The 6,727-nt window shown below is 71.3% G+C and carries 8 protein-coding genes; 7 read left to right on the top strand and 1 reads right to left on the bottom strand.

The window, feature by feature from the left end:
- The first annotated feature begins 153 nt into the window (after positions 1 to 153).
- A complete protein-coding gene (locus tag ABD298_RS12345; RefSeq protein ID WP_344300014.1) occupies positions 154 to 534 on the top strand; it encodes a fluoride efflux transporter FluC in 381 nt (126 codons plus the stop codon).
- 29 nt (positions 535 to 563) lie between these two features.
- On the top strand, positions 564 to 1,262 hold the full coding sequence (locus ABD298_RS12340; RefSeq protein WP_344300013.1) for a dienelactone hydrolase family protein: 699 nt from the start codon (positions 564 to 566) through the stop codon (positions 1,260 to 1,262).
- Here the strand turns inward: ABD298_RS12340 and ABD298_RS12335 are convergent.
- Positions 1,193 to 2,917 carry an MFS transporter gene (locus tag ABD298_RS12335; protein WP_344300012.1) on the bottom strand — a complete coding sequence of 575 codons (1,725 nt, stop codon included), beginning with the start codon at positions 2,915 to 2,917 and terminating at the stop codon, positions 1,193 to 1,195. The genes ABD298_RS12340 and ABD298_RS12335 overlap by 70 nt on opposite strands.
- Before the next feature lie 78 nt (positions 2,918 to 2,995).
- Here ABD298_RS12335 and ABD298_RS12330 point away from each other — a divergent pair, with 78 nt between their 5' ends.
- The 5 genes from ABD298_RS12330 to ABD298_RS12310 form a co-directional block, all read left to right on the top strand.
- Complete coding sequence (locus ABD298_RS12330; RefSeq protein ID WP_344300011.1) at positions 2,996 to 3,535, top strand: TetR/AcrR family transcriptional regulator; 540 nt, start codon at positions 2,996 to 2,998, stop codon at positions 3,533 to 3,535.
- Between the two features lie 81 nt (positions 3,536 to 3,616).
- Positions 3,617 to 4,306, top strand: a complete 690-nt coding sequence (locus ABD298_RS12325) for a GntR family transcriptional regulator (RefSeq protein ID WP_344300010.1) — start codon at positions 3,617 to 3,619, stop codon at positions 4,304 to 4,306.
- Between the two features lie 105 nt (positions 4,307 to 4,411).
- Positions 4,412 to 5,287, top strand: coding sequence for a VOC family protein (locus ABD298_RS12320; RefSeq protein ID WP_344300009.1), 876 nt, complete (start codon positions 4,412 to 4,414; stop codon positions 5,285 to 5,287).
- 48 nt (positions 5,288 to 5,335) lie between these two features.
- The gene (locus ABD298_RS12315; RefSeq protein WP_344300008.1) at positions 5,336 to 6,190 is read left to right on the top strand and encodes a fumarylacetoacetate hydrolase family protein; all 855 of its coding nucleotides are present in this window, start codon (positions 5,336 to 5,338) and stop codon (positions 6,188 to 6,190) included.
- 23 nt (positions 6,191 to 6,213) lie between these two features.
- Positions 6,214 to 6,727 (top strand): FAD-dependent monooxygenase (locus ABD298_RS12310; RefSeq protein ID WP_344300006.1); only part of this gene is annotated, 514 nt, incomplete at its 3' end.

The raw sequence follows: 6,727 nt of genomic DNA, 5'->3' as shown, positions 1-6,727 counted from the left end.
TCGGCGAAGCACGGTCGCTGAGGGAAGCACGGCAGCACCTCACGTTCTGGGGGTCGCATCGGGTGACCCCCAGAACGTGACCCCCAGACGGGAGGGGCCCGGGAACGCGGCTCCCGGACGCGAGGGGCCGAGCGGGGCCCAGGAGGACCCGCGATGAACCCCGCCGAGGCGCTGCTGCTCGGGACGGCGGGCGGGCTGGGCGCCGTCGTGCGCTACGTCCTGGACACCGCACTCAGCCGCCGCCTCAAGGGGCCCCTGCCGTTCGCGACGATCCTCATCAACGTCACCGGCTCCCTGGTGCTCGGGGTCATCGCGGGCGCGGTGCTCGCCGGTGCCGACCCGGCGCTCCAGGCCGTGCTCGGGACAGGCTTCCTGGGCGGGTACACGACCTTCTCGACCGCGAGCTACCAGAGCGTGAGCCTCGCGCTGAGCGGGAGGTGGGGCGCCGCCGTCGTGAACGGGGTCGGGACGATGGCGCTGTGCCTCGCCGCGGCGTTCGGCGGGCTCGCGCTCGGTTCGACGCTGATGGCGTAAGGGGAGCGCCGGGTGGGTACGGTGTGCCCATGAGCGATCAGCATCCCTTCCAGAACGTCACCTTCCCGTCCTCGGGCCGCGAGGCCCACGGCTACCTCGCCGTGCCCGCCGGCGGCACGGGGCCCGGCGTCATCGTCATCCAGGAGTGGTGGGGCCTCGTGGACCACATCAAGGACATCGCGGACAGGCTCGCGAGCCAGGGCTTCGTGGCCCTCGCCCCGGACCTCTACGGCGGCCGCGTGGCGCACGACGGCGAGGAGGCCGCCCAGATGATGCAGGAGCTGCCCGAGGAGGAGGGAGCCCGACTGCTGGCCGGCGCGGTCGACTACCTGCTGTCCCGCCCCGAGGTCACGAGCTCCACCGTCGGGGCCATCGGCTTCTGCATGGGCGGCGGCTTCGTGCTGCAGCTCGCGGCGCAGCAGGGCGAGCGCGTGAGCGCTGCGGTGCCCTTCTACGGCGTCGGGCAGGGCGTCCCGAACGACTTCTCCGGCATCCGTGCCGCGGTCCAGGGCCATTACGGGGAGCAGGACACGAGCTACCCGGTCGAGGACGCGCGCAAGCAGGCGGAGCAGATCCGTCGCGAATCCGGCGCGGAGGTGGAGTTCTTCTACTACGACGCCCCGCACGCCTTCGCCAACGACTCCAACCCGCAGGGCAACTACCGCCCCGAGGCGGCGGACCTCGCGTGGTCCCGGGCCGTGGCGTTCCTCAAGGCGAAGGTGCGCTGAGCCCCAAGGCGCCTCGCCCCGCGGGAAGGCGCCTCGCCCCGAGAATTGTCGGGTTGCCGTGGGTGGGAAGCGCCGGCACCAGCGTCAACCCGACAATTCGCGGTGACTTTGGCTGGGGAAGGCGCCCGCAGCGCACGGTGCACGACGACGGCCGCTGCCACCAGGAGCGCCGCCCCGATCGCGGACGTGTACGCCACGCCCGAGTCGAAGGCCCGGTGCGCCGAGTCGAGGAGGGCGGAGGCGGCGTCGGCGGGTAGGTGCGCCGCGGCGTCGACCGCGCCCCCGAGCGTCTCCCGGGCGCGGGCCGCCGCCTCCGCCGGCAGTCCCGCCGGGACGTGAACCCCCAGCCGGTACGCGGCGCCGAGGATGCTGCCCAGCACGGCGGTGCCGAGGACGGCCCCGAGCTCGTACGCCGTCTCGGAGATCGCGGACGCCGCCCCGGCCTTCGCAGGCGGGACGGAGGCGAGGATCAGGTCGTTGGAGAGCGTCTCCGCCAGGCCCACGCCAGCACCGACCACGGCGAACCCCACCAGCAGCGCCGGCAGCGACCCGTCCCGCCCGAACGCGAGCACCACCGCATAGCCCGACGCGTTCACGAGCAGCCCCGCGACCATGACCGACGCGACGGAGAACCGTGCCGCGAGCCGCACTGCCGCGAGCCCGGCGGCCACGGACAGCGCCATTCCCGGCACCATGAGCAGCCCCGCCTCGAGGGGGGCCTTCCCCGCCACGAGCTGCAGGTGCTGCGACAGGAAGTACATGAACCCCACGAGCGAGAAGATGCTCAGCAGGTTCGCCGCGAGGCCCGCGCTGAAGGCGGCCCGGGCGAAGAGCCGCACGTCGAGCATCGGGCCCTTCCCGCGGGCGGCTCGGGCGAGCTGGCGCCGCACGAACAGCGCGCCCAGCCCGAGCCCGAGGAGGATGGCGGCGGCGGCCAGCGCGCCGGCGTCGTGGGCGAGCTCCTTGATCCCCCACACGAGGGCGACGGCGGCGCCCACCACGAGCGCGATGCTCGCCGGGTCCACGGGCGACGGCGCGGGGTCCCGGGACTCGGGCACGAGGAGGGGTGCGAGGAGCAGCGCGGGGACGAGCATGGGAACCGCGACGAGGAACACCGAGCCCCAGGCGAAGTGGCTCAGCAGCGCACCGCCGGCGAGCGGGCCGAGGGCCGCGCCGCCTGAGAACACGGCGGCCCAGATGGCGACGGCGAGGCGGCGCTCGCGGTCATCGCTGAAGATGTTACGGATCAGGGAGAGCGTGGCGGGCATGATCATCGAGCCGAAGACGCCGATGAGGGCGCGGGCTGCGATGAGCTGGCCCGGGGTGGTGGCGAAGGCCGCGGCGGCGGAGACCGCGGCGAAGCCGGTGGCGCCGATCAGGAGGATGCGGCGGCGGCCGATGCGGTCACCGATCGAGCCCATGGGCACCAGGAGGCCAGCGAGCACGAGGGCGTAGACGTCCACGATCCACAGCAGCTCGGTGGACGAGGGCGCGAGCGCGAGCGTGATCGCGGGGACGGCGAAGCTCAGCACCGTGTTGTCCACGGCGATGAGCAGCACGGGGAACATGAGCGCGGTCAGGGCGAGCCAGCGACGGGCCGGGGTGGCCGGAGCGGCGGATGCGGGGGATGCCTGGACCGGGACGGTCTGGTTCATCGGAACTCCTGATTCGTGGGGATGCGAATAACAGTACCGGCTGGACGGTATAGTTACAACTCCGCGTACAGTGGCCGTATGCCCCGACCCCCGAAGGCCCGCGCAGCGATCCTGGACGCCTACCGGGACCTCCTCGTCTCCGACGGCGAGCGGGCGGCCACCATGGATGCGGTCGCGGCGGCCGCCGGGGTGTCGAAGGGAGGGCTCCTCTACCACTTCGGGAGCAAGGACGCCCTCGCTGATGGCCTCCTGGTGAGGCTGCGCGAGGCCGCGGCCGAGGACAGGGAGGCGATGGCCGCTGCAGAGGAGGGGCCGTCGCGGTACTTCGTGCGCACGTCGGTGAGCACGGACAGCGACCTGGACCGGCTGTTCGTCGCGGCGGTGCGCCTCGCCCAGGCCGGGCACGCCGGCGCGCTCGCGGCCCTCGAGGAGCTCGACGCCGCGTGGCTGGCGCTGATCCGGACCGAGGTTGCCGACCCGGCCGTGTCCGCGACGATCATGCTCGTGGGGGAGGGGCTCTACCACTACTCGACCCTCGCGGGGACGTGGCCGGAGGCCGCGTTCGGGACGGGGATCGAGGGGCTGCTCGGCGTCGTGGACCGGCTGCGGCGGGCGTAGGGGACGAGGGTTTCCGGACGTCCCCCCTCTGTGCATTGAGCAGCTGTTTTTATCTAATATCTGTCTCGGTATACTTCGCGCATGGCCAAGAAGACGGATGCCGAGACCCTCTCCAAGCACCTGCGCGATGCCCTGAGGCGGGACATCCTCGCGGGGCGCTGGAACCCCGGCGCCAAGCTGCAGCTGATCGCCCTCTCCCAGCACTACGAGACGAGCAGCACCGTGGTGCGCGAGGCCCTCACCCGGCTCGTGGGCGACAGGCTGGTGCAGCTGCGGCCCAACCGCGGCTTCTTCGTGCCGGAGCTCTCCCTCGCCGAGCTCGAGGACATCACCGAGATGCGGTGCGTCAACGAAGAGCTCGCTGCCCGGCTGGCCATCGAGCGCGGCACCCTTGACTGGGAGTCCGAGCTCATCGCCGCCCATCACACGCTCGAGCGCACGCAGAGCCGCAACCCCTCGGACCCGGACGTCCACACGGAGGCGTGGAACGATGCCCATCAGGCGTTCCATGCCAAGCTCATCGAGGCGTGCGGGGTCCCGGTCCTGATCGACCTCACGTGCGTCCTCTCCGATCTCAGCCAGCTCTACGGGCGCTGGGCCGGCGTCGCAACCCGCTATGCGAACCGCGACGTCGAGCAGGAGCACCGGGACATCCTGGCCGCAGCGCTGGCCCGCGACCCCCGGCTCACGGCTGCGCTCCTCCGGGCTCACTACCAGACGACGATGTCCGCGATCCGCAGTGCCGGGGAGGTCGGGCTGAAGGTGGGCTGAAAGTCGGCGCGCACCCAGCCACTTTGCAATATCAGTAGATAATGCAAAATCTTTGAGGTAGTGTCTTCTTCAGGATGCCGTAGACGGCCGAGCGAAGGAGCACGCATGTCCTGGGGACTGATCAGCGAGATGGGCCACGTGGCCATCCAGACCACCGACCTCGCCGCGTCGGTTGCCGATGCCACCGACATCCTGGGACTGCGCGTCACCGAGCGCACCCAAGACGGCGTCTACCTCGCGGCGAACGCCGTGCACCATGAGCTCGTCTACGTCGAATCCAGCCGCAACGGCATCCACGCCCTCGGCCTGATCGCGCGCGACGGGGACGCGCTCGCCGAGGTGCGCCGCCGCGTCGAGGCCGAGAACCTCCCGTTCCTCTCCGACCGCCCCCTGAGCGCCGGCGTCGCAGACGGGTTCGCCTTCACGGGGCCTGAAGGGTGGATCTTCGAGGTGTACACGGGGATGCAGAAGGCGGACCGGAACGCGCTCTCGTTCGGGCCGGACCGGTACGGCCACATCAACTTCCACCCCCAGGACGTCCGCGGGATGATGCTCTTCCTCTCCCGCGTCTTCGACTTCCGGCTCTCCGACGTGATCGGGGACGACTTCGCCTACTTCATGCGCTGCAACCCCGACCACCACGGGATCGCCCTCATCAAGGGCCGCGGCACGTTCCACCACCACGCCTGGCAGACGCAGTCGGTCGGGGACCTGGCCAAGCTCGGCGACCGCCTGCACCTGACCGGCCGAGAGCTCATCTGGGGGCCGGTCCGCCACGGAGCCGGCCATAACATCGCCGCGTACTACGTCGAGTCCTCCGGCGCCGTCGTGGAGCTCTACACCGACCTCGAGCAGATCTACGACGACGACCGGGAGCCGGTCGTGTGGGGCCAAGACGAGAACTGGTACAACATGTGGTCCGACCGCCGCCCCGATGACTTCCGCACCTTCGGCATCCCCCCGGTGGACCACCGTTTCTGATCCGGGCCACCTCACCCACCCCCTCATCCCCGACCCGAAAGGCCTCCCATGAACTACGTCTCCTTCACGACTCCCGACGGCGCCGCCTCCTGGGGCGTGTCCCTTGAGGGCCGCATCCACGACCTCGGTCCGTCCGGCGCGGGCCTCGCCCCGACCCTGAAGGACATCGTGGCCGACGGACGCTTCGGCACGCTGTCCGAGGAGCAGGTCCGCGAGGCCCCGGCCTTCGACGAGGCAGACGTCGCCCTCCTGCCGCCCATCATCGACCCGGCCAAGATCCTGTGCATCGGCGTGAACTACGTGAGCCACCAGGAGGAGACCGGCAAGACGAACCAGAAGGCGCCCACCGTCTTCACGCGCTTCGCCGACACCCAGATGGGCCACCTCGCCCCGGCCCTCATGCCGGCCTCGACGACCCAGTACGACTACGAGGGCGAGATGGCCCTCGTCGTCTCGAAGGACGCCTACCGGGTGAAGGCCGAGGACGCGTGGGACTACGTGGCCGGCTACGGCGCGTACAACGACTTCTCCGTCCGCGACTGGCAGCTCGCCGCAACCCAGTGGACCCCCGGAAAGAACTTCCCCGGCACCGGAGCCTTCGGCCCCTATCTGGTCCCTGCCGCCGACCTGGGGGACGTGGACCAGCTCAAGCTCGAGACCCGCGTCAATGGAGAGGTGCGGCAGAGCGCTTCCGTGGCGGACCTCTACTTCTCGATCCCGCAGATCATCGAGTACGTGACCGCCTGGACGAAGCTCTCCGCCGGCGACGTGATCGTCACCGGCACCCCGGGTGGCGTGGGCCTGTTCATGGAGCCCAAGGGATTCCTGTCCGCGGGCGACGTGGTCGAGGTCGAGATCACCGGCCTGGGCACGCTCTCCAACACGGTGGCACTGGACGCCTGACCGCCATGACCGAGCCACTACCTGTGAGCGAGCGTGTCGACGTCGACGTCGTGGTCCTCGGCGCCGGGCCGACCGGCCTCACGGCTGCCTGCCTCATGGCCGACGCCGGCCTGAGCGTCGCCGTCGTCGAACAGCATCCAGGCACCGGCGACGAGCCGCGCGCGATCAGCGCGACCGACGAGGCCCTGCGCATCATGCAGCAGCTGGGCGTCCTTCCCGGGCTCGCCCCGGAGACGCTTCTGGGCACCGGCGCGCGGTACACGGGCAGGCGGGGGCAGGTCCTCGCCGACGTGCGCCCCCCGCGCCCCCGGCTGGGTCAGCCGGGCAAGAGCCAGTTCGACCAGCCGGTCATGGAAGGCCTCCTCTGGAAGGCTGCCGCGGCGCGGCCCCGGATCCAGCTCCACTTCGGGACCGAGGCCACACGCCTGGCCCAGACGCACGACGGCGTCGAGCTCACCGGAGTGCGCCGGGGCCCGCGCAGCCGGGGCTACCGCGGGGACCTGGCGCAGGACGAGGCCTTCGCCCTGGCCGATGCCG

The organism is Sinomonas flava (assembly GCF_039531875.1).
In the GTDB taxonomy this organism is placed as follows: domain Bacteria; phylum Actinomycetota; class Actinomycetes; order Actinomycetales; family Micrococcaceae; genus Sinomonas; species Sinomonas flava.
This window is presented reverse-complemented; position numbering and strand designations above follow the sequence as displayed.